The following is a 19,861-nucleotide window of genomic DNA, read 5'->3' as shown; positions in this document are numbered from 1 at the left end:
AAACGACGCCCGTGGCAGCAAGCGGCCCGGATCGTTGCTGGGCGTTTTGCCATTGTTTTGTCGGTCACACTTTCGGGCAATCCACTACAGCGCCATTTCGCGGCGCACCCAGAGCGGCAGAACGGATGCGAATTGTGAGCACCTCGGAAGGATCCGGACAGGCGCCCGACGCGACCCCTGACCTCGACGTCCCGGCCAATAAGACCGAACCGAACGACGAGGCCAAGGCCAAAGCCAAGGAGATGGCGAAGGCGTACGACGAGCGTCCGACCGCGGTGCTGCCGGGGTCGAACGGCACGATCACCGGCACCGCGGTCAACGATTGGCTCGATGACGACGGAAATCCAATTTACGGTCGCGACAACAACATCGACGGTCGCGGACAAAGCTGACAAGACACTGACAAGTGCTTTGCTCGGGTGGGGAGTCGCGAACTAGTCACGTAAACTTCCTGCGGTACGACACGAGGGGAGTGCGGCCGGTCTCGCGGGGGTAGGTCGGTACGAGTCGCAAGAACAGGACAGACCATTGTCGAAATCGCCCGCAAGTATCACCCATATGGAGCCGCACTTCGACGACGTGCAGCACCATTACGACCTCTCCGATGATTTCTATCGGCTATTCCTGGACAGGACCCAGACCTACAGCTGTGCCTTTTTCGAGCGCGAGGACATGACGCTCGAAGAGGCGCAGATCGCCAAAATAGACCTCGCGCTGGGCAAGCTGGGATTACAGCCCGGCATGACGCTGCTCGACGTGGGCTGCGGCTGGGGTGCGACGATGATGCGCGCGCTGGAAACCTACGACGTCAACGTCGTGGGCCTGACGCTCAGCAAGAACCAGGCCCTGCATGTCCAGCAGCTCTTCGACGACTCCGAGAGCACCCGATCCAAGCAGGTCCTGCTCGAAGGCTGGGAGCAGTTCCGCGAGCCCGTCGACCGCATCGTGTCGATCGGCGCTTTCGAGCACTTCGGTACCGACCGCTACAACGCGTTCTTCAACCGCGCCCACAGCCTGCTTCCTGATGACGGAATCATGTTGTTGCACACCATCGTTCAGCCGAGTTCTGAGGAGATCAAGGAACGCGGACTGCCCATCACCATGCGCCACCTGAAGTTCTTCAAGTTCATCGTGGACGAGATCTTCCCGGGCGGCCGGCTGCCCAGCGTCTCGGTGGTCGACGAGCACGCGACCAGGGCCGGATTCACGGTCAACCGCGTTCACCCACTGCGACTGCACTACGCCAAGACGCTGGATATCTGGTCGGCGGCCCTGCAGGCCAACGAGGAAGAGGCTGTGGCGCTGCAGTCCCGCGAGGTCTACGACCGGTACATGAAGTACCTGACCGGCTGCGCCGAGCTGTTCCGCGACGGCTACACCGATATCTGCCAGTTCACCCTGGCCAAGGGCTGATGTGGTCGCAGCAGGCCCTTGGCCCCCCACCTCGGGTGAACCACCGAACACGTCGCCGGCACATCCCCCTCGTATGCCGTGACTCGGTGTTCGACCTGACGCTATGCCGTGCGAGTGCGCTCGGTCCCGGGCCGAATGGCAGAAGCTCTAGGGCCGTTGGTCCCCGGTGTTAGCATGCGCGCGTTGCCATGGTGGCTGAGGAGGGCGAGGTGGTCCGCATGATCCGCGCAGTGGCAATGGTGGCGGCGGTGCCGGTGATCGCGTTCGCCGCGACGGCACCCGCGACCGCCGACGTCACCCAATACATGTTGCCCAGCTGCTACGACCCGAGTCAGCCGATCCAGGAGAAGCCCGAGCGGGTGGTCTACGGCTGTGATTCGACCAATGTCATGCAGAACATGACGTGGACGTCGTGGGGTGCCGACGGGGCGCGGGGGACCGGTACCGACGACGCCGTGCTGTGCCAGCCGAACTGCGCGCAGGGTCCGCACCTGGTGAACCCGATCGTCGTGCACGCCTGGAATCCGGCGCCGGCCGGCAAGCCGGGCTGCCCCGAGAATGTGCTGTTCTACGGCGACATCACCGTCGCCTACCCGGCGGGTGTTCCGCCGTGGGTGGTCCCGGGAACAACGTGGGGTGCCGACGTGGAATACACCTATGTCGACGGCATGCCCGCGGTGCACTTCTTCGACCAGCATCCGTTCAGCTGCACGCCGTTGAACTGATGCCAGCAGCGAGTCCCCTTCGCTCCCGGCCCGTCATCGCGTTGATCGCGGCGGCGCTGTCGCTGTCGCTGGTGCTAGGCGTGAGTTACCTTGCGCTGCATGAGTTTCGGGAGACGCGCGGCGCCGCCGTCGAACCCGTCGCGCATCCGATGACCGACGAACAGTCGAAGGCGCAGGTGCTCGAGCCGGCCAGGGACATTGTCGCCGCGGGCGGACTGAAGGGGGTTTCGGGGACCTACATCCTGATGTCGTGCCAGAGTCAGGACGACCCGCCCTATCAGGGCGCGATCTACCTGAACTTCGATGTGCCCGGGGTGATGGCGACGCCGAAGTTCTTCCGCTCCATCGCCGCCGCGATGCGCGCCAGGGGTTTCGCCGAGGCACTGCCCCCCAACCGCCATCCCGGCGGTCACGCCTTCACCAGGGACGGTGTCGCCGTCCTCTACTACCGCAACGACGACAACTCCACCCGCGGCACCATGCAGATTTACGGGGAGTGCCGCAATGTCACCGACCACCGGCTAGACACCACCGGCTGGGTGGATATCACCACCGCCCTGCGGCGTTGACGCGCTGAGCTGGCGAAACAACTTCCGTCCCGGGGAATTGGGGACTTTGGTCCCCGGCGTGCCGGGACTTCTATCCGTGTCTGCTACGCAGAGTCACAGATACGCTGCCAGCCATGACCTACGTGATCACCAGTGCGTGCGTGGACGTCAAGCACAAGGCATGCATGCAGGAATGCCCCGTCGACTGCATCTACGAGGGCGACCGGACCATGTACATCAACCCCGAGGAATGCGTCGAGTGCGGCGCCTGCAAGATCCTCTGCGAGGTCGATGCCATCTACTTCGACTCCGACCTGCCGGAGGAGGAGATGAAGTTCCTCGCCGACAACGCGGCCTTCTTCAATGAGATCCTGCCCGGCCGTCAAGCCGCGATCGGAAGCCCCGGAAGCGCGAGCGACGTGGGCCCGATCGGTATCGACACCCCGATGGTCGCGGCACTGCCGCACAACGAGCACGCCGCCGCACAGGTCTGATCTCCTCAGGTCGACGTCGGTGATTCCGCGTCGGCGAACTCGCTGAACGCCTCGAAGGCCCGCGCTCCGTACACCGTGGCCGGGCCGCCGTGCATCAGGATCGCCACACCGATCGCCTCGGCGGCCTCTTCCTTGCTCGCACCGGCACGGACCGCGGCCTTGGTGTGAGAGGCGATGCAGCCGTCGCAACCGTGCACCACGCCGATGACCATCGCCATCAGTTCCTTGACCTTGGGCTCCAACGCCCCGGCGGCCATCGCCGCACCGCTCATCTCGTTGAATGCGCGATAGACGTCGGGGATCATCTGCCGAAGCGCACGATGCGCAGGGCGGAGATCGTCGAGGACCTGGTGGTAGTGGCCGTGTTCCATAGTGCGACTGTATACCCGTACAGGTATTCGAACTGCGCATTCCCGTGACCCGATCGAGCCCTTTCCGTGGCCCGATTGCGCTCGTTCGCCGGTATACGCAGCGGCGGGTAGGCTCCACGGAGGTCGACATAACCGCGTTGCCGCCCATGGCGTTGCCGACGCTCTCCGCGAAGTATCGCAGCTGGCCCCGAGAGGAGTGCTTCTTGGACACCGTCCTGGGTCTGTCGATGACGCCGACCACCGTCGGGCTGGTCCTGGTCGAAGGCGACGGAGCCGATGGTGCGACCAAGAACCATGACGCGTTCGAGGTACGCCGCGGTGGATACAGCCCCGTCACGACCTCGGAGTTCGTGGCCGAAGCGCTGTTGCGGACGCAGGCGATCGCCGGTGGGCAGCAGCTGCAGTCGATCGGTGTGACGTGGAGCGATGACGCCGCCGTCGAGGCATCGATGTTCCTGGATTCGCTGGCCGACTCCGGATTCCACAATGTCGTGCCCATCCGCCTGCCCGAGGCCACCGAAGCCTTCGCCCGCGGCATCGGCCAGGTGATCGAATCCCGCGTGACGGCAGTGTGCGTCGTGGAGCCGGACGCCGTCGTCGCGCTTGTCGTCGACACCATCGCCGACACCACGGACAGCGTCGTCAGCTATGACCTGGAAACCGAACGGGATCTGATCGGCTGGCTGGCCGACGTGCTGGCCCGTGACGGCTGGCAGCCCGACAGTCTGGTGGTGCTGGGCTCCGGCGAAGAACTCGACCAGATCGCCAGGGAGCTCGAAGCGGTCCTGGGCATCCCGGTGTTCGCCCCTGCCGAGGCCGAACTTGCCCTGGCCCGCGGTGCCGCCCTGGCCTCGGTCAACAGCATCGGCCTGTTCGACGACCCGCTTTTCGTCGTGCCCGAGCGGCCGCAGCGCCGCCGCCCACTGTCGCACAGCGCGCCGGTGGCGATGGTCGTCGGCGGGGTGCTGACCTTTGTGGTGTCGGCCTCGGTTGCGGTCGGCCTCGCGGTGTTGCCCGAGAGCGACTCGGCGAGCGCCGCGCATCCGGTCGTCACCTCCGCCGAAACTCCCGCGGTACGCCCGGTCACCGCGCCCCTGGCGCCGCCGCCGCAACTGGCGCCGCCCGCTCCCGAGCAGGTCCAGCTGCCGGCCCCGGAGGTCGCACCCGACCCCGCACCCGAGGCTGCCCTGACCGAGGAGTCGGTGTCCGACATTCCGGCCCAGGCTCCTACGGAGGCTCCGCCGGCCGCCCAGCCGGTCGAGGCGATGGCCCCGCCGCCTGCCGACCTCCAGCCCACGGTGCCGCCGGTGCCGACCTCCAAGCCCTCGCTGCGCACCCGCATTCTGGAGCGCCTGTCCGGCCTGCGCGACGGCAACGGGTAACGGCGGACGTCGTTTCGCTGATAGACCAGCGTGGTACATCTGCAGCGACTGCATCTCACCGTTGTGGCACGTGCCGCGCGTATTCCCAGGCGGACTAGCTGCCAGGAATTAGACTGTGACTTTGCTGATCTCCACGAGGACGGGAGCTAATGGTCAGAGCAATTCGACGGGCACTTGCCGCCGCAGGCATCGCGGTGTTGGCCATGTCAGTCTCCGCCCCCACGAGTACCGCCTCGATCGCACCGTCATTCGGCGACGCCACCGTGGCCTCGGTCCAGCCGACCAACGGCCAGACTGTCGGCGTGGCGCACCCGATCATCGTGACGTTCACTAAGCCGGTGATCGACCGTTCGGCGGCCGAACACTCGATCACCGTGACCGCGCCGGCCAGCCTGTCCGGCCGGTTCGATTGGGTGCAGGACAACGTGGTGCAATGGGTGCCGGACCAGTTCTGGCCCGCCCATTCGCAGATCACCATGATGGCGGGCGGCATCCCGCGTAGCTTCGGCACCGGTGCCACCGTGCTGGGCGTCGCCGACATCTCGGCGCACACGTTCACCGTCAGCGTCGACGGTCAGGTGGTCCGGCAGATGCCCGCCTCGATGGGCAAGCCCAAGCACCCGACGCCCGTCGGCTCGTTCACCGTGCTCGAGAAGCAGTCCTCGGTGGTCATGGACTCCCGCACCATCGGCATCCCGCTGAGCGACCCGGAGGGCTACAAGCTCACCGTCGCCGACGCGGTGCGCATCACCTGGGGTGGGGTGTACGTGCACTCGGCGCCGTGGTCGGTGGGATCGCAGGGCTATTCCAATGTCAGCCACGGCTGCATCAATCTCAGCCCGGACAACGCCTCGTGGTACTTCAGCCAGGTCAACATCGGCGACCCGGTCGTCATCAACGCCTAGCGACCGTCGGCCCCGGCGTGCAGGTTTCTGGCCGTCGGTGAGGTCGGCACGGTTGCCGGGTCCGGGTAGGTGCGCAACACCCGGTCGGCGGTGCCTGGCGTGGTCACGCCGAACCAGTAGTGCTCGTTCTTGAAGTGATGCAGCCGGTGGTCACGCCAGATCGCGCGGTAGACAACACTTTTCGGCTTGTAGTCGGTGTGGATCAGGTAGTGGCACCACTCGTAGAGCAGGCCGAACACCAGGATTGTCACCAGGAACGTCAGCCCCATGGCTGTTCTCGGGAACGCCAGCAGTGCGATGAGCACGGCCGAGACCAGCGCGCCGATCAGCGACTGCAGCGGAATGAATACCAGCGGGACGTCGCGGGGCGCGACGTGATGCTCACGGTGTTTGCGGGCCAGCACCGGGTCGACGACGAGCCGTCCAACCCGGCGTGGCCGCCAGTGCAGGACGACGACGTGGATCATCCACTCGAAGAACGGGAACACCGCCGCGGTCGCCAGCGGGACGAGTGCGTCGCTGGGCTGCCAGTCGCCGACAGCGACCCGGGCCACAGCGGCGGCCACCACCGCGCCACCGAGCAGCCACGGCGTGGGATGGCGCATGAATTCGCGCGCCGCATCGGCCAGTGTCATACCGCGCATGAACCAAGCATGTCCTGCCGAGTCGCATTGGTCAAGTGGTCAGACCACTGCTATTTCGGGTGGCGCGCCGTGAACCGCACGGTCACCTCGTCGGCGACCTTCATCGTGCCCATCAGCAACGAATACGGCTTCACCCCGAACTCGGACTGGATCACCGGGACTTGCGCCGTCATCACCCAGACGCCGCCCTCGTCACGTACCTCGAGGTCGACCACCCGAGGCTGAGCGGTTCCGTGGATCTCCACCTCACCCGTCATCCGGTAGCCGCCTTTGGTCTTGGCGACGCCGTCGGCGTGGAACCGGATCTGCGGGTGCTTCTTGACGTCGAGGGATTTCAGCGCGTTGGCGCGCACCACGACCTTCTCCGGACCGGACAGCGGCGTGACACCACCCTCGCCCTTGAGCACCTGCAACGAGTCGACGTCGACCACCAAGTCCGCGGATACCGGCTTGCCGGCACGCCAGCCCACCGTCGCCTGCCAGGACGCCATGGCGATGGTCAGGCGGTGGCCCATCTTCGCCGCAGGCCCGCCGACATTAGTCAGTATCTGCAACTCGCCGTCAGCAGCGGTCAGTGTCCACGAGTCGCTCACACCCCGACTGTATCGGCCTGTGCGCCACCGCTCTTGCTCCCACCGGTGTAGTCGACCTGCCAGTGCTTGATCCCGTTGAGCCAGCCCGACCGCAGCCGCTCAGGTTTGGCCAGGGCTGTCAGGTTGGGCATGTGGTCGGCGATCGCGTTGAACATCAGATCGATGGTCATCCTGGCCAGGTTGGCACCGATGCAGTAGTGGGCACCCGTGCCACCGAAACCGACGTGCGGGTTGGGGTCCCGAAGGATGTTGAAGGCGAAGGGATCCTCGAACACCTCTTCGTCGAAGTTGGCCGAGCGGTAGGACATCACCACCCGCTGGCCCTTCTTGATCTGCACCCCACTGAGTTCGGTATCCACCAGCGCGGTGCGCTGGAATGACGTCACCGGGGTGGCCCACCGGACGATCTCGTCGACCGCGGTCTTCGGGCGCTGTGCCTTGTACAGCTCCCACTGGTCCGGGAAATCGGTGAAGGCCGTCATGCCGTGGGTGATCGAATTGCGGGTGGTCTCATTGCCGGCCACCGCCAGCAGGATGACGAAGAAGCCGAACTCGTCGTCGGAGAGCTTGCCTCCTTCGACGTCGGCCTGCACCAGCTTGGTCACCAGATCGTCGCGCGGGTTCGCCGTCCGGTCGGCGGCCATCTGCATGCCGTACATGATCAGCTCGCCGGCGGCGCCCTGCGGGTCGTTACGGGCGAACTCGGGATCCGCTTCGCCGACCATCTGATTCGACCAGTCGAACAGTTTCTTGCGCTCGTCCTGGGGGACACCCATCAGGTCGGCGATGGCCTGCAGGGGCAGCTCGCACGAGACCTGTTCGACGAAGTCGCCGGAACCTTCCGCCGCGGCGGCCTTGGCTATCGCCTGGGCCCGTTCGGCCAGATTCGCCCGCAGCGTCTCGACGGCCCGCGGTGTGAACGCGCGGGAGACGATCTGGCGCAGGTGCGTGTGATGCGGCGCGTCCATGTTCAGCAGGATGAACTGGCCGGTGTCCTTGTGCGAGACGGCCGAGTTGTCCGGGTAACGCGGCAGGGCGGTGTTCTCCAGACTGGAGAAGACGTCACTGCGCCGCGAGATCTCCTTGACGTCCTTGTGCTTGCTGACCACCCAGTAGCCCTCGTCGTCGAAACCGCCGACATTTCTGGGCTGCTCGTTCCACCAGATCGGGGCGACCCGGCGCAGTTCGGCGAGCTCCTCGACGGGCAGTCGCTCGTTGTTGAGATCGGGGTCGGTGAAGTCGAAACCAGGGGGGAAATTGGGACCGGGCTGGGGCATTGAAATGCGCACCTCCATACGACGTCTTCTAGTGCCCGACATCCATGCCTACACCACAGACGGGAGCACCGTGGCGGCTTGTCGCAAACTGCCAACTGAAACCTGTTCTATGGGCACACTGCGACGCCTCGACGACCGCACCTAGCCGAGGGTGATGGCGTTCTCCGGGCAGGCCGCGACGGCCTCTCGAGCGCTGTCGGCGAGGTCGTCGGGTACCTCATCGAGGATCACCTCGGCGTACCCGTCGTCATTGAGGGCGAACACCTGCGGGCAGACCGTGGTGCACACGCCGTGGCCACGGCAGCGGTCGTCATCGATGTGGGCTTTCATGGCAGATCGAACTCCAGGTGCAACTCGGTGAGGCCACGCAGGATGTAGGTCGGCACGTACCGGTAGGTGCGGGCGCCGGCCGGCCCGTGGTGGCCCTCGCTGATTCGGATGTCGGTGGTGCGGTCGAGCAGGCGCTCGATGGCCACCCGGGTCTCGGCGCGGGCCAGCGGGGCGCCCGGGCAGGTGTGGATGCCACGACCGAACGCGATGTGCTGGCGGGCGTTGGAACGCGCGGCATCGAAGGTGTCCGGCTCGGTGAACCGGCGCGGGTCACGGTTGGCCGCGCCGTTGACGACCATGAGGGTGGATCCGGCCGGTATCTGAACGCCGCCGAGGCTGACCGCCTGCGTGGACATCCGGAAGTCACCCTTGACCGGGCTCTCGTAGCGCAGCGCCTCTTCGATGAAGTTGCCGACCTTGGATCGGTCGGCCCGCAGCATCTGCTGCACGTCGGGCCGGTCACCCAGGATCTGCAGGGCGGCGCTCAGCAGGCGCACCGTGGTCTCCTGGCCTGCGGTGTACAGGTTCGCCGCCACCTTGGCGACGTCCCCGGGATCGGGGATCGAACCGTCCGGGAATGTCGCGGCAGCCATCTCCGACAGCACGTCGCCGCTGGGATTGGCGCGACGGTCGACGACGTAGGCGCTGAACTTCTCGTAGAGGTACTCCAGCGGCGACTGGGCCAGGCTCTCGCCCTTGACGCTGCCGATACCGCCACCGTGGTGGTCGCCTCGTTGCATCTCGGCGAGGAACTCGTCACGGTCGGCATCGGGCACACCCAGCAGATCGGCGATCACCATCAGGGTGAACGGCTGGCCGAAACCGGAGATGAACTCTGCACCGGGGCCGGTCAGATAATCGTCGAGCGCCCGGTCGACCATGGTCCACATGGCGTCTTCGTTCTCTTTGAGGCGCTTGGGTGTGATCAGCCGCATCAGCAGCGCACGGTGGTCGGTGTGCACCGGCGGGTCGAGCGTGGGCAACTGGTCGTTGAACGGCAGCTCATCGCGATGTGCCGCAATGAGTTCGGCCACGTTGTCGCGGCCCTCCACCGGAACCGGGAAGCCGGGGAACGGACCGGTGACCGAGATGCACGACGAGAACCGGTCGGCGTCACCGGCCACCTCGCTGGCCTCCTCCCAGCCCGTCACCATCCACACCCCGTGGTGCGGTTCGCGCGCCACCGGGCAACGCGCCTGCAGGGCTTCGAGATAGGGGTAGGGGTCGGCGACCACGTCGCGGTCCATGAAGAAGTCCAGGTTGTCGACGTCAGTCATCAACTGTCCTTGTGCCGGGCGATCGCCCATACGATCGGCTAGGTCGATGCTAGCCGATCGTATGGTAGATTGCTAGCCGATCGTAAAGTAGCCGCCTTGCCGATCGGCAAGCCACACGGGGAGATGTCGACCATGGTCGCCACAGCTGTCGCCAGCGGTCCGCAGACCGACACCCGGCAGCGGCTCATCGACGCCGCGATCGCGTTGTTCATCCGCCACAGCTTCGCGGGGACATCGCTGCAGATGATCGCCGATGAGCTTGGCATCACCAAAGCTGCTATCTACCATCACTTTCGGACCCGCGAGCAACTGCTGACCGCCGTGCTCGAACCGATCTTCGCCGCCATCACCACCATCGTCGAGGACGCCGAGAAGCACCGCGGAGCACACGCCAGGGCCGAGCGGATGCTCACCGGATACGCGCGGGTTGCGGTCGACAACCCGATGTTGGTTGCGGTGCTGGCGAACGACCCCGGCGTCCACAGCGTGGTGAAGTCCAACCGGACCTGGACCGACATGATCGCGCGTCAACTCGCTTTGTTCGCCGATCTCGACCCCGGCCCGGAAGGGCTGATGCGGGCCCGCTTCACCTATGCCGGGCTCGCCGGTTCAGCCGACCCCCGACGCGGCGGCGACCGCGACTGGCTGCAGCGGCAGTTGGTGGAATCCGGCAGACGCACGCTCGGCCTGCGCACGCCGCGCCGAACTCACTAGTCCACCAAGACAATTCGTGCACACGGCGACACCGTCGCCGGAAGGGAGACAATCGTGTCCAGGACAGCAGTGGTGACTGGGGGCGGCTCGGGAATCGGCGCGGCGGTCGTCGCTCGGTTACGCGCCGACGGCTACAACGTGGCCGTCGTCGACCTCAACCCGTCAGAGAGCGACTTCTCCTACGTCGCCGATGTCACCGACCGCGCCCAGCTCGACGCGGCCCTGGCCGAGATCCGCGGTGCACTGGGGCCGGTGACGATCCTGGTCAACGCCGCGGGCAAGGACAGCTTCCGCCGGTTCACCGACATCAGCTTCGGAGAGTGGCAGCGGATCATCGACATCAACCTGCACGGGGTGTTCCACACCATCCAGGCCGTGTTGCCCGACATGATCGAGGCCGGGTGGGGACGCATCGTCAACATCTCGTCGTCGAGCACCCACTCCGGCGTCCCGTACATGTCGGCGTACGTGGCCGCCAAGTCCGGTGTCAACGGACTGACGAAAAGCCTTGCGCTGGAATACGGTCCGGCCGGCATCACGGTCAACGCCGTACCGCCGGGCTTCATCGACACCCCGATGCTGCGCAACGCCGAAGCACGGGGCAATCTCGGTGACATCCAGGCCAACATCAACGCCACACCGGTGCGCCGGATAGGTAAGCCCGAGGACATCGCCGCGGCGTGCGCGTTCTTCATCTCCGAGGAAGCCGGCTACATCACCGGGCAGATCCTCGGCGTCAACGGCGGGCGCAACACCTAGATTTCAGTTACCGGATTTCGGCGTCGTCGCCGTGACCGAGGTGGTGACGGTGACGGTCGTGGTGCTCACGGTGGGCGACGCACTGCCCGACGTCGTCGCCGATGTCGCGGTGCTCTCACCGGAGAAGCTCGGCTGCTGGAATTCGAGCCACGAGTCGCGGTAGATCACGTTGTCGCCCTCGGAGACCAGGAACACCGTGGGGGAGATGGAGTAGGTGACGCCGTCGTTGTTCGCCACGACCGTGCCGTCGGACCCACGGCTGGCCGACACCTGGATCGCGGCGTCATCACGCAGCCGCACACCGCGGTACTGCAACGTCGCGTCGGGGTTCACACAGATCACCGCGAGCGACCGCTCGGTGCGACCGTAGGCCATCAGGGTTTGGCGTTCGTCGCAGCGCGCCTTGGTATTCACATACCCCTTGCTGTCGGCCTTGTAGGTCGCCGTCCCGGTGGTGGTCGTCGTGGCGGTTCCGGTGGTGCTGGGCGCTGTGGTCGTGGTGGTCGTTGTCGCGGTGGTGGAGGGCGCCGCCTGGGCGGCAGGCAGCGTGTCGGGGGCGCCGGCCGTCACCGTCACTGCGATCACCAGGCCGGCGGCAGCCAGGACCGCGCCGGCACCGGTCAGCGCCCACACCTTTGCGCTGTGCGCAGTGGGCGCATCCTGATCGAGCGGGTCGTGGACCGACATGGGACTTCCTCCGGCGGCAGGGGTGTGTGCACTAAGCGAACCACCTTCGCCGCGGATTTCGATGCTGGCCGGACGGCGTTTCGCTTGTCAGTTGCCCGGCGCCGGAACTGCCCGTCGATCGCTACGCTCGATCTGGTGAATGGGCAACGTTTCGTCTTCACCGGACACATCGCCGGGCTGGGCACCGCCTCCGGGGTGCGGCTGGTCATCGGCCGGTGGCCGGTATCGCCGTTCGGGTCCTTCGCCGACGTGATGATCCAGACCGCCGACGATGAGCGAATCCTGCTGGCGCCCAGCGCCGAGATCGCCGACTTCGTCGCCTCGACCTACGAATTCGACCGCATCGAGCTGGGCGAGGTGACCGCGGACCTCACCGCAGCGCAGTTGACGGTCGGGGCACCGGGCCTGCAGCTCGTCGTCACGCTCGGCGGCGCTGCGCCGATCGACAGGCTGCTGCGACTGGTGCCGGCCCGGCTGGCGACCGAGCCTCGCTGGCTCGCCGCGATCAACCCGGTCGCCGGGCTGATCGTGCCCGGCGTGCGCACCGCGGGCAGCGCCGGCAATGGCCGCCGTGAGTACTACGGGGTGCGGCGGTCCCGGCGTGTGGTGAACGCCACCGGCAGCTTCGGGGGCCGCGACCTCGGCGGTCTGGCGCCGCTGCTGCCCGCGGTGAGCTTCGGGTTCTCCTCGGCACCGCCGGATCCCCAGATCGTCTCGGTGACCACGACAATCGACCTGCCGGCCTCAGCGACCCGATGACCCCGGCTTGGGGGCGTGGGTCAGCACCGCCCACAACAGGCGCGCAGCCTGGCGGGCCGTGGTGTCGGGGACGATCGGTGCGCCGACCGCGGGCTGTTCGGCCGGCGAGCCACTGATCAGCTCCATTAATGCCACCGCCAGCACCCGCAGCTTGACGTTGGATTCATGGCTTGCCCGGCGCAGGGTCGTCCACGCCGTTTCGGCGTCACATCCCAGCGCGCCCATGATGACCCCTTTGGCCTGTTCGATGGCGCCCCGGGATTGCAGCACGGCCATCATGTCGGCGACTGCCGTCCCGTCCTGGGCGCCGACGGTGAGCATTGCTGCCGACACCAGCTGTTCGTAGCCGATCAGTGTGTTCACCGTCGCTGCCGTCGAGGGCCGGTCCGATGTGCACGACAGGACCACGGTGCCGTCGCCCTCCCACACGCCGGGAACGGCCACCGAGCCGGCGGCCCGTCGCCAGACCTCGCTGTGTTGGGGCGCGCGATCCAGCACGGCCTGCAGGTTCAGGTCCGGCCAGCGGTCGTCGGAGAACAGATCAAGACTGAGCACCGGGACCTGGTGGGTGAACGCATCCACGACGGGCCCACCGAGGCCGGCCAGCTGCGCCTGCACGATCTCCTGGCCGACACCCCATGCCGCGACGACTGCCACCTCGTCGTCCAGACGGCGGTCGTGGACGGTGATCGCCATGCCCAGGGCTTCGGGCAGGTCGCGGTGGATGCGTTCCAGAATCCGCTCGAAAAGCTCAGCGGGACGGGAATCGTCGCGAGGCTGGAAGCTGGGTACAGGCATTGCTGAGTATCACTCCCTGGCGACGACGGTGGCGACTCGGTCCAGCCCGGAGATTCCCAGGAGCGTGATGATGGGTCCGGTGGACGACACGATCATGGTCAGGTCGGTGGCCGCGGCCACGCTGAACAAGGCGCGGACCGCCGCACTGTCGCAGTAGTTGACCGCCGTCAGGTCCACGGTCAGCACCGCCGAACCCTCGGCGGCCCGAGTCAACGCGTCCTGAAACTGCGGGACGTTGGCCAGATCGATGTCGCCGGAGGCGGCCACGACAGGCGTCGTCCCATCGGCGGCCACGCCGACCCGGAACTGGGCCTCTGTCATCGGGTCAACTCCTGATCATCTCGACGGTGGTACCGCGTGCTGTGACGTTGCGTGCAGTTCGACAGGTGCGGCGATACCTCGTCATCCGTGGCCCCCGGGGCCGGGCGGCGGTCGCCGGCACGCGTCGCCGGACGCAATCAGAGTGAGCCTGTTCCCCCGGCGATGCAATCGCCGCAGCCTATCAAGGCGCCTTTGCGGTTTCAGCAGTAGTCAATGCGCCCCAACCACTAGGCTCACCTGCGGAGGGCCGCGGGGCACTGGGCCCCGAAAGCGCACGATTGATGAGGGTGGATTGATGTTCCGCGAGCTCGTTACCGCAGCAGCTGTCGCCGGCGCCGCACTGTGTGTGGCCCCGTCCGCCGGAGCCGACGAACCCCACGGCCCGTTCGCCGGTGACCCGCCGGGCATCAACTACGAGGCCTACCTGCACGCCCCGTGCTACAGCTTCGACCGCTTCATCTTCGGCCGCGGCCCCGGCGGCGAGCCGTTGGCCTGCCACTGGATTCCGAACCAGTCGACGATCGGGATGGACCGCTCTCCCGCCGACGCCGGCGCGTGGGTCGTCTCGTACAAGCTCTACGGCGTGCAGACCGTCGGCTCACCGTGCCCCGGCCCGCAGGCCGCCGCCCAGTCGCCCGACGGCCTGCCCATGTTGTGCCTGGGGGCACAGGGCTGGCAGCCGGGCTACCTGACGTCGGGCGAATGGGGCAACGGAAGCTCGTTCAACCCAGTCAGCTGAGCGGCTTCCGTCAGACGGCGGCCGCGGCCTCGTTGAGCTCGTCGAGCCGGCTGGTCGACTCCAGGTACTCCTGAACCCAGCGCTCGATCACCGTCGCGGTCTTGTCGACCTTGGTGAACTGGCCCACGACCTGACCCACCGGGTTGAACGCGACATCGACGGTCTCGTTGGGGTACTTGTTGGTCGCGGCGACCGCCATCCCGGAAACCATGTACTGCAACGGCATTCCGAGCGGCTCGGGGTTGCCCGCCGTCTGCCACGCCTCGGTCCAGTCGTTCTTAAGCATCCGGCAGGGCTTGCCGGTGAACGAGCGGCTGCGCACGGTGTCGCGGCTGGTGGCCTTGACGTAGGCGGCCTGCTGCACCGGAGTGTTGTGCGCCTCCTCGACCATCAGCCACTGCGAGCCGGACCATGCGCCCTGGCAGCCCAGCGCGAGCGCAGCGGCGATCTGCTGACCGCTGCCGATGCCGCCGGCGGCGAGCACCGGGCGGGGTGCGACCTCCTTGACCACCTGAGGCCACAGCACGATCGATCCGACCTCACCGCAGTGCCCGCCACCCTCGCCACCCTGGGCGATGATGATGTCGACGTCGGCCTCGGCGTGCTTGCGCGCCTGCGCGGGGGAGCCGCACAGCGCTGCGACCTTGCGGCCGGATTCGTGGATGTGCTTGATCATGTCAACCGGCGGGGTGCCCAGCGCGTTGGCGATCAGGGTCACCTTGGGGTGTTGCAGCGCGACCTCGACCTGCGGGGTGGCGGTGGCCTCGGTCCAGCCGAGCAGCTGCAGGGCGTTGGAGTCGGCGTCGGAGGTCGGGACCCCGTGATCGGACAGCAGCTTCTTGGCGAAGTCGAGATGCTGCTGGGGCACCATCTTCTTGAGCATCTCGGCGAGTTCGTCGCCGGACATGTCGGCGTTCATGCCTTCGTACTTGTTGGGGATGACGATGTCGACGCCGTAGGGATGGTCGCCGATGTGCTCGTCGATCCACTTCAGTTCGATCTCGAGTTCTTCGGGCGTGAAGCCGACTGCACCGAGTACGCCGAAGCCGCCGGCCTTGCTGACGGCCACCACGACGTCACGACAGTGGGTGAAGGCGAAGATGGGGAACTCGATACCGAGCTCATCGCAAAGGGGAGTGTGCATGACCGGCTCCTTAAAGCGGGCGGTTATCGACTGGAACGTGTTCTAGTTTAGTACCCCCGTACCCCGTCAAGTCCAGGTGTTACCCGCATCGACCTCACGAATGCCTATCGGCCCAGGTCGATCAGCCAAAGCGCCCGGGCGCGCCGCCGGAAACCACCTCGGCGACCAGCCACCGGATCAGCACCACGATGACGACAGCAGATCAGGCGCGCCATGAGCCGCGAGGTGGTGGTCACCCGCCGGTAGTGGCCGAGATCGACGCCAGCACCGAATCCTGAAGTTGCTCAGCACGTCTCGAGGGCCAGCCGGCCTGGGTGTCGAGCCACTGCATGCGAACGACAGTCCGGTGCTCAGAGTCATGGCGGCCTTCACGTGAACACGATGCGGACGTCATCCCTGTGTCACTTAACTGCGGCGCGTGCAGGAGTACCGTCGACAGTGTGCTCGCCGCAGAGCACGGATCAACGAATGGGGCCCATCATGGTTCTTCAACCGAGAGCCCGCCGCATCGTGACAGCCGCCTTAGCCGCCGCCGCTCTCAGCGTGCCCCTGGTGCCCGCTGCTACCGAGACGCTCACGCCGCCGGAGGCGGTCGCCAGCGCCGGACCGCCGGACTGCGTCAACGGAGTCGTCCCGCTCAACCCGTACGTCGTGAACTGCAATCTGCCCAAGCGGCCCACCCGCGTCATCGGATCCGCGCCCGACGCCGGGGCGATCATCGCCTGCCGGCACGTGCCGATCTGTATCTCGTACTACGTGAACTACCCCGGCACCGTGCTGATCCCGGGGTACCGACCCTAAGTCCGCGAACCCACGCCGGTTCGGCCGCCGACCAGCAATGCGCCGGCGCCCACCAGGAGGCCGACCACGGTGACCGGGATCGACCAGGCGCGCCGCGACGACACCTCCGACTGGCATTGCGCCACGTAATCGGCGTGCGGGACAACCTGGTTGAGGATCGGGACGTTAGCCACCGTCTTGCTGTTGGCTTCCCGGGCCGCGGACAGATCCGCCGAAATCGCGTTGCCACAGCCGATGCTGCCGCCGTTACCGTCCGTGGTGGACACCGGCACCAGCAGCGCGATGACACCGACCGCGAAAAGCACCGCACCAACCACTAGGACCAACCGCTTCACCGTCACGTCTGTCTCTCCTCGGGATGTTCGACGAATCGCAGCGGTGTCTACCCAACCGCCGATGACGCCAAACGCCCCCGGCCCGCTACGGCGCGGAGAACAACTCCACCTCGGACACCAGCGGCAGGTTCAACGTGGTGCGCAGCCCGGCCGGGGCGGCGATCACGGCCGGGATGGCGTTGACGACGCGAGCGGCGCCCGCGGCGATGGCCGCGTGATTGTGGTCGCCCTTGGTGCTCGTCGGGCAGATGTCGACGACGTAGGACGGCTCACCGGTGATCTCGACACGGTAGGAGCCGCCCTCCTGCGCGGGCTGCGCCCAGTCCGGCCGCAGGTCACCGCGCACCCGGGTGACGTGTTCGACCACGATCGCGGCGTGGTCGCCGACCATGCCCTTGATCTCGAAGCGGACCGCGGCCACGCCGCCCTTGGGGATATGGCCGGCCGCGATGTCGAAGGCCTCTGGGGCGGGTTCGCGTTCGTAACTCTCGGTGATCGAGTCCAATTCGAGGTTGAGGCCGTCGGCCAGCTGACGGATCGCGCAGCCCCACGCGACGCTGAGCACGCCCGGCTGGAACAGCATGGGCACCTCGTCGAGCGGCTGGCCGAAGCCCATCACGTCGAACATCACCGTCGCGCCGTCGTAGGTGGCGTAGTCGGCGATCTCCATGCAGCGCACCTGCGTGATGCTCGCGCAGGTGCTGGCGAACGCCAACGGGATCAGGTCGGTGATGAAGCCCGGATCCACCCCGTTGATGTAGATACTCGAATCACCTTGCCGCGCAGCTTCTTCCAGTGGTGCGATGTACTTGTCGGGCATGACACCCCAGGGGTACTGCAGGACACCGGGGGAGGTGCCCACCACGTTGATGCCCGCGGCGGCGATCTTGTAGACATCGGCCATCGCCTGCGGCATCCGGTTGTCGCCCATGGCGCAATACACCGCGCAGTCGGGACGAGTGGCCAGCACGGCGTCGAGGTCCTTGGTGGCCAGGATGCCGGTCGTCACATCAAGCCCGGCGAGTTCGCCCGCGTCCTTGCCCACTTTCTCGTCGGCCGACACACACAGTCCGGTCAACTCGAACCCCGGATTGCTGATCAGTTCGGACAGGGCCAGGCGCCCGACGTTTCCGGTGCCGATGTGAGCGACGCGGATAGCCATTCGTTCTCCTCGCGACGGTGAAGGTGTCGACACAGTATGCGCACTCGGCGGCGGAACTGGAACAGGTTCTATTTCGCCGAGACCGCTGAGGTAGCCTGTCGCGTCATGGGACGCGTAGCTGACAAAGTGGCAATCATCACCGGTGGAGCCCAGGGGATGGGCGCGGCCGACGCGCGGATGCTCGTCGCCGAAGGCGCCAAGGTGGTCATCGGCGACATCCTCGACGAGAAGGGCCAGCAACTGGCCGACGAGCTCGGCGACGCCGCGCGCTACGTGCACCTCGACGTGACCGAGGTCGACGAGTGGCAGGCCGCCGTCGACACCGCCCTGAGCGCCTTCGGCAAGGTCAACGTCCTGGTGAACAATGCCGGCATCGTGCAGGTCTCACCACTGAAGTCGATCGACGTCGATAAGTGGAACCGCGTGCTGGCCGTCAACCTCACCGGCGCGATGCTGGGCATCAAAGCCGTGCTGGAGCCGATGAAGGCCGCCGGCGGCGGGTCCATCATCAACGTCTCCTCGATCGAAGGCATGCGCGGTGCGTCCTGGGTGCACAGCTACGTCGCCTCCAAGTGGGCCCTGCGTGGCCTGACGAAGTCGGCCGCGCTGGAACTGGCCTCCGACAACATCCGGGTCAACTCGGTGCACCCCGGCTTCATCCGCACCCCGATGACCAAGCACTTTCCCGACGACATGGTCGGTGCACCGATGGGCCGTCCCGGCAAGCCCGAAGAAGTCGCCACCTTCATCGTCTTCCTGGCCAGCGACGAGTCGTCCTTCTCGACCGGCTCGGAGTTCGTTGTCGACGGTGGTCTGATCACCGACGTTCCGCACCGCGCGCTGCCCTGATTTTTTCAGCCCTTGGGATTGCGGCGGGTCCGCAACGCCAGCGAGCTGAACGCCGCCCCGATGGCGGCCCGGCCCAGCGCCGGAAGGTGCCCCAGCGCATTGGCCGCCGCACCGGGCCGGCCGGGAATGGACAGCCGCAGCACCGGCCAGTCCTGAGCCGCGGCCTTGGCCGCCAGGCCCGGGCGCGGGTTGACCGGCCGGGGATGCCCGACCAGCGCCATCAGATGGGCGTCTTCGTCGCCGTCGGCATAGAAGTAGCTGCGCGCCAGATCCACCTGGTTGGCGTCGCAAAACCGTTGCACGGCAGCCGCTTTCTGCCGGCCCCAGACGATCGGCTTGGATATCTGCCCGGTGAGCATCCCGGCCTCGTCGAGGTCGAAGGTGTTGCACACGACATTGGTGATGCCCAGCGCGCGGGCCACCGGCTCAGCGTGGATGGTCAGTGCCGAGGAACTGAGTACCACGGTGTGGCCGCGGTCTTGGTGGGCGGCGACGATCTGGCGCATCTGCGGATAGACCCGGTGGGCCACCTGCTCGACGTAGAGCCGCTCGCCGACGACGTCGAGGTCGGCCAGTGACTCGCCGCGCAGATACCCCGCAGCCCGAACCAGCAGCCGCTCGAACTGCATGCGGCCCAGCTTGTAGCGCAGCGAGGCCTCCAGGACACCGAGCACCTCACCGGCGCGGGCCTGTCCGCGGCGGATGCGGTCGCTGGCATGCGCCGTCGCGGTGAAGCCGGCCACCAGGGTGCCGTCAAGGTCGAAGAAGGCCCCGACCGCCGGTCCCTGCGGACTGCCGGTGATCTGCGCGACGGGGTCCGCTGACAAGATCACC

The 19,861-nt window shown here is 66.8% G+C and carries 26 protein-coding genes; 13 read left to right on the top strand and 13 right to left on the bottom strand.

Annotation, left to right across the window (positions count from 1 at the left end; genetic code table 11):
* Positions 1–134 precede the first annotated feature (134 nt).
* The 5 genes from OG976_RS00685 (at position 135) to fdxA (ending at position 3,180) form a co-directional block, all read left to right on the top strand.
* Positions 135–392 carry a hypothetical protein gene (locus tag OG976_RS00685; protein WP_328356502.1) on the top strand — a complete coding sequence of 86 codons (258 nt, stop codon included), beginning with the start codon at positions 135–137 and terminating at the stop codon, positions 390–392.
* Positions 393–558: 166 nt separating this feature from the next.
* Positions 559–1,413 carry a cyclopropane mycolic acid synthase family methyltransferase gene (locus tag OG976_RS00680; RefSeq protein WP_328356499.1) on the top strand — a complete coding sequence of 285 codons (855 nt, stop codon included), beginning with the start codon at positions 559–561 and terminating at the stop codon, positions 1,411–1,413.
* A 188-nt stretch (positions 1,414–1,601) separates the two neighbouring features.
* Positions 1,602–2,138: a hypothetical protein gene (locus OG976_RS00675; RefSeq protein ID WP_328356496.1), complete on the top strand. Its 537-nt coding sequence runs from the start codon at positions 1,602–1,604 to the stop codon at positions 2,136–2,138.
* The gene (locus tag OG976_RS00670; RefSeq protein WP_328356493.1) at positions 2,138–2,707 is read left to right on the top strand and encodes a hypothetical protein; all 570 of its coding nucleotides are present in this window, start codon (positions 2,138–2,140) and stop codon (positions 2,705–2,707) included. The genes OG976_RS00675 and OG976_RS00670 overlap by 1 nt, the downstream gene beginning before the upstream one ends.
* A 113-nt stretch (positions 2,708–2,820) precedes the next feature.
* Positions 2,821–3,180 carry a ferredoxin gene (gene fdxA, locus OG976_RS00665; RefSeq protein ID WP_328356490.1) on the top strand — a complete coding sequence of 120 codons (360 nt, stop codon included), beginning with the start codon at positions 2,821–2,823 and terminating at the stop codon, positions 3,178–3,180.
* 5 nt (positions 3,181–3,185) lie between these two features.
* On the opposite strand, the gene OG976_RS00660 is transcribed toward fdxA, so the two are convergent.
* Positions 3,186–3,551: a carboxymuconolactone decarboxylase family protein gene (locus OG976_RS00660; RefSeq protein WP_328356487.1), complete on the bottom strand. Its 366-nt coding sequence runs from the start codon at positions 3,549–3,551 to the stop codon at positions 3,186–3,188.
* Between the two features lie 203 nt (positions 3,552–3,754).
* On the opposite strand from OG976_RS00660, the gene OG976_RS00655 reads away from it, so the two are divergent.
* Both OG976_RS00655 and OG976_RS00650 read left to right on the top strand, forming a co-directional pair.
* On the top strand, positions 3,755–4,933 hold the full coding sequence (locus tag OG976_RS00655) for a DUF7159 family protein (RefSeq protein WP_328356484.1): 1,179 nt from the start codon (positions 3,755–3,757) through the stop codon (positions 4,931–4,933).
* Between the two features lie 149 nt (positions 4,934–5,082).
* Positions 5,083–5,838 carry a L,D-transpeptidase gene (locus OG976_RS00650; protein ID WP_328356481.1) on the top strand — a complete coding sequence of 252 codons (756 nt, stop codon included), beginning with the start codon at positions 5,083–5,085 and terminating at the stop codon, positions 5,836–5,838.
* Here the strand turns inward: OG976_RS00650 and OG976_RS00645 are convergent.
* The 5 genes from OG976_RS00645 to OG976_RS00625 all read right to left on the bottom strand — a co-directional run bounded on the left by OG976_RS00645 (position 5,835) and on the right by OG976_RS00625 (position 9,962).
* Entirely contained in the window at positions 5,835–6,482 is a 648-nt protein-coding gene (locus OG976_RS00645) for a sterol desaturase family protein (protein ID WP_328356478.1), read from the bottom strand. The two genes, OG976_RS00650 and OG976_RS00645, sit on opposite strands and share 4 nt — an antisense overlap.
* A 50-nt stretch (positions 6,483–6,532) precedes the next feature.
* Positions 6,533–7,075, bottom strand: coding sequence for a YceI family protein (locus OG976_RS00640; protein ID WP_328356475.1), 543 nt, complete (start codon positions 7,073–7,075; stop codon positions 6,533–6,535).
* The gene (locus OG976_RS00635) at positions 7,072–8,352 is read right to left on the bottom strand and encodes a cytochrome P450 (protein ID WP_328356472.1); all 1,281 of its coding nucleotides are present in this window, start codon (positions 8,350–8,352) and stop codon (positions 7,072–7,074) included. Before OG976_RS00635 ends, OG976_RS00640 begins: the two co-directional genes overlap by 4 nt.
* Before the next feature lie 141 nt (positions 8,353–8,493).
* A complete protein-coding gene (locus OG976_RS00630) occupies positions 8,494–8,682 on the bottom strand; it encodes a ferredoxin (protein ID WP_328356469.1) in 189 nt (62 codons plus the stop codon).
* Positions 8,679–9,962, bottom strand: a complete 1,284-nt coding sequence (locus tag OG976_RS00625; protein WP_442930576.1) for a cytochrome P450 — start codon at positions 9,960–9,962, stop codon at positions 8,679–8,681. Before OG976_RS00625 ends, OG976_RS00630 begins: the two co-directional genes overlap by 4 nt.
* A 93-nt stretch (positions 9,963–10,055) precedes the next feature.
* On the opposite strand from OG976_RS00625, the gene OG976_RS00620 reads away from it, so the two are divergent.
* Together OG976_RS00620 and OG976_RS00615 are read left to right on the top strand one after the other, a co-directional pair.
* Positions 10,056–10,673 (top strand): TetR/AcrR family transcriptional regulator, encoded by a 618-nt coding sequence (locus tag OG976_RS00620; RefSeq protein ID WP_328356464.1) that lies wholly within the window; start codon positions 10,056–10,058, stop codon positions 10,671–10,673.
* 54 nt (positions 10,674–10,727) lie between these two features.
* Complete coding sequence (locus tag OG976_RS00615) at positions 10,728–11,432, top strand: SDR family NAD(P)-dependent oxidoreductase (RefSeq protein WP_328356461.1); 705 nt, start codon at positions 10,728–10,730, stop codon at positions 11,430–11,432.
* A 3-nt stretch (positions 11,433–11,435) separates the two neighbouring features.
* Here the strand turns inward: OG976_RS00615 and OG976_RS00610 are convergent, their stop codons facing one another.
* Positions 11,436–12,119, bottom strand: coding sequence for a hypothetical protein (locus OG976_RS00610; RefSeq protein WP_328356458.1), 684 nt, complete (start codon positions 12,117–12,119; stop codon positions 11,436–11,438).
* A 135-nt stretch (positions 12,120–12,254) separates the two neighbouring features.
* Between OG976_RS00610 and OG976_RS00605 the strand changes: the two genes are divergently transcribed.
* On the top strand, positions 12,255–12,878 hold the full coding sequence (locus OG976_RS00605) for a hypothetical protein (RefSeq protein WP_328356454.1): 624 nt from the start codon (positions 12,255–12,257) through the stop codon (positions 12,876–12,878).
* Here the strand turns inward: OG976_RS00605 and OG976_RS00600 are convergent.
* The gene (locus OG976_RS00600) at positions 12,864–13,676 is read right to left on the bottom strand and encodes an ANTAR domain-containing protein (RefSeq protein WP_328356451.1); all 813 of its coding nucleotides are present in this window, start codon (positions 13,674–13,676) and stop codon (positions 12,864–12,866) included. The two genes, OG976_RS00605 and OG976_RS00600, sit on opposite strands and share 15 nt — an antisense overlap.
* 9 nt (positions 13,677–13,685) lie before the next feature.
* The gene (locus OG976_RS00595; protein WP_328356448.1) at positions 13,686–13,997 is read right to left on the bottom strand and encodes an STAS domain-containing protein; all 312 of its coding nucleotides are present in this window, start codon (positions 13,995–13,997) and stop codon (positions 13,686–13,688) included.
* A 295-nt stretch (positions 13,998–14,292) separates the two neighbouring features.
* On the opposite strand from OG976_RS00595, the gene OG976_RS00590 reads away from it, so the two are divergent.
* Positions 14,293–14,736, top strand: a complete 444-nt coding sequence (locus OG976_RS00590) for a hypothetical protein (protein WP_328356445.1) — start codon at positions 14,293–14,295, stop codon at positions 14,734–14,736.
* Positions 14,737–14,746: 10 nt separating this feature from the next.
* On the opposite strand, the gene OG976_RS00585 is transcribed toward OG976_RS00590, so the two are convergent.
* The gene (locus OG976_RS00585; RefSeq protein WP_328356442.1) at positions 14,747–15,880 is read right to left on the bottom strand and encodes a nitronate monooxygenase; all 1,134 of its coding nucleotides are present in this window, start codon (positions 15,878–15,880) and stop codon (positions 14,747–14,749) included.
* 552 nt (positions 15,881–16,432) lie between these two features.
* Between OG976_RS00585 and OG976_RS00580 the strand changes: the two genes are divergently transcribed.
* The gene (locus OG976_RS00580; RefSeq protein ID WP_328356439.1) at positions 16,433–16,681 is read left to right on the top strand and encodes a hypothetical protein; all 249 of its coding nucleotides are present in this window, start codon (positions 16,433–16,435) and stop codon (positions 16,679–16,681) included.
* Here the strand turns inward: OG976_RS00580 and OG976_RS00575 are convergent.
* Both OG976_RS00575 and OG976_RS00570 read right to left on the bottom strand, forming a co-directional pair.
* Positions 16,678–17,022: an aminopeptidase gene (locus tag OG976_RS00575; RefSeq protein WP_328356436.1), complete on the bottom strand. Its 345-nt coding sequence runs from the start codon at positions 17,020–17,022 to the stop codon at positions 16,678–16,680. The genes OG976_RS00580 and OG976_RS00575 overlap by 4 nt on opposite strands.
* Positions 17,023–17,101: 79 nt before the next feature.
* Positions 17,102–18,178, bottom strand: a complete 1,077-nt coding sequence (locus tag OG976_RS00570; protein WP_328356433.1) for an NAD(P)H-dependent amine dehydrogenase family protein — start codon at positions 18,176–18,178, stop codon at positions 17,102–17,104.
* 105 nt (positions 18,179–18,283) lie between these two features.
* Here OG976_RS00570 and OG976_RS00565 point away from each other — a divergent pair, with 105 nt between their 5' ends.
* Positions 18,284–19,027: a glucose 1-dehydrogenase gene (locus OG976_RS00565; RefSeq protein WP_328356430.1), complete on the top strand. Its 744-nt coding sequence runs from the start codon at positions 18,284–18,286 to the stop codon at positions 19,025–19,027.
* 5 nt (positions 19,028–19,032) lie between these two features.
* On the opposite strand, the gene OG976_RS00560 is transcribed toward OG976_RS00565, so the two are convergent.
* Entirely contained in the window at positions 19,033–19,854 is an 822-nt protein-coding gene (locus OG976_RS00560; protein ID WP_328364057.1) for an HAD family hydrolase, read from the bottom strand.
* Between the last annotated feature and the right edge of the window lie 7 nt (positions 19,855–19,861).

The sequence above is a fragment of the Mycobacterium sp. NBC_00419 genome (assembly GCF_036023875.1).
In the GTDB taxonomy this organism is placed as follows: Bacteria; Actinomycetota; Actinomycetes; order Mycobacteriales; family Mycobacteriaceae; genus Mycobacterium.
The sequence above is the reverse complement of the archived record's forward strand: the minus strand, read 5'-3'. Positions and strand labels throughout refer to the sequence as shown.

Bases quoted from the DNA above. Each gene is read 5' to 3' on its own strand.
- OG976_RS00680 (WP_328356499.1), top strand. From the start codon at position 559: ATGGAGCCGCACTTCGACGACGTGCAGCACCATTACGACCTCTCCGAT.
- OG976_RS00675 (WP_328356496.1), top strand. From the start codon at position 1,602: ATGGTGGCTGAGGAGGGCGAGGTGGTCCGCATGATCCGCGCAGTGGCA.
- OG976_RS00670 (WP_328356493.1), top strand. From the start codon at position 2,138: ATGCCAGCAGCGAGTCCCCTTCGCTCCCGGCCCGTCATCGCGTTGATC.
- fdxA (WP_328356490.1), top strand. From the start codon at position 2,821: ATGACCTACGTGATCACCAGTGCGTGCGTGGACGTCAAGCACAAGGCA.
- OG976_RS00660 (WP_328356487.1), bottom strand. From the start codon at position 3,551: ATGGAACACGGCCACTACCACCAGGTCCTCGACGATCTCCGCCCTGCG.
- OG976_RS00650 (WP_328356481.1), top strand. From the start codon at position 5,083: ATGGTCAGAGCAATTCGACGGGCACTTGCCGCCGCAGGCATCGCGGTG.
- OG976_RS00645 (WP_328356478.1), bottom strand. From the start codon at position 6,482: ATGCGCGGTATGACACTGGCCGATGCGGCGCGCGAATTCATGCGCCAT.
- OG976_RS00635 (WP_328356472.1), bottom strand. From the start codon at position 8,352: ATGCCCCAGCCCGGTCCCAATTTCCCCCCTGGTTTCGACTTCACCGAC.
- OG976_RS00630 (WP_328356469.1), bottom strand. From the start codon at position 8,682: ATGAAAGCCCACATCGATGACGACCGCTGCCGTGGCCACGGCGTGTGC.
- OG976_RS00610 (WP_328356458.1), bottom strand. From the start codon at position 12,119: ATGTCGGTCCACGACCCGCTCGATCAGGATGCGCCCACTGCGCACAGC.
- OG976_RS00600 (WP_328356451.1), bottom strand. From the start codon at position 13,676: ATGCCTGTACCCAGCTTCCAGCCTCGCGACGATTCCCGTCCCGCTGAG.
- OG976_RS00595 (WP_328356448.1), bottom strand. From the start codon at position 13,997: ATGACAGAGGCCCAGTTCCGGGTCGGCGTGGCCGCCGATGGGACGACG.
- OG976_RS00590 (WP_328356445.1), top strand. From the start codon at position 14,293: ATGTTCCGCGAGCTCGTTACCGCAGCAGCTGTCGCCGGCGCCGCACTG.
- OG976_RS00585 (WP_328356442.1), bottom strand. From the start codon at position 15,880: ATGCACACTCCCCTTTGCGATGAGCTCGGTATCGAGTTCCCCATCTTC.
- OG976_RS00570 (WP_328356433.1), bottom strand. From the start codon at position 18,178: ATGGCTATCCGCGTCGCTCACATCGGCACCGGAAACGTCGGGCGCCTG.
- OG976_RS00565 (WP_328356430.1), top strand. From the start codon at position 18,284: ATGGGACGCGTAGCTGACAAAGTGGCAATCATCACCGGTGGAGCCCAG.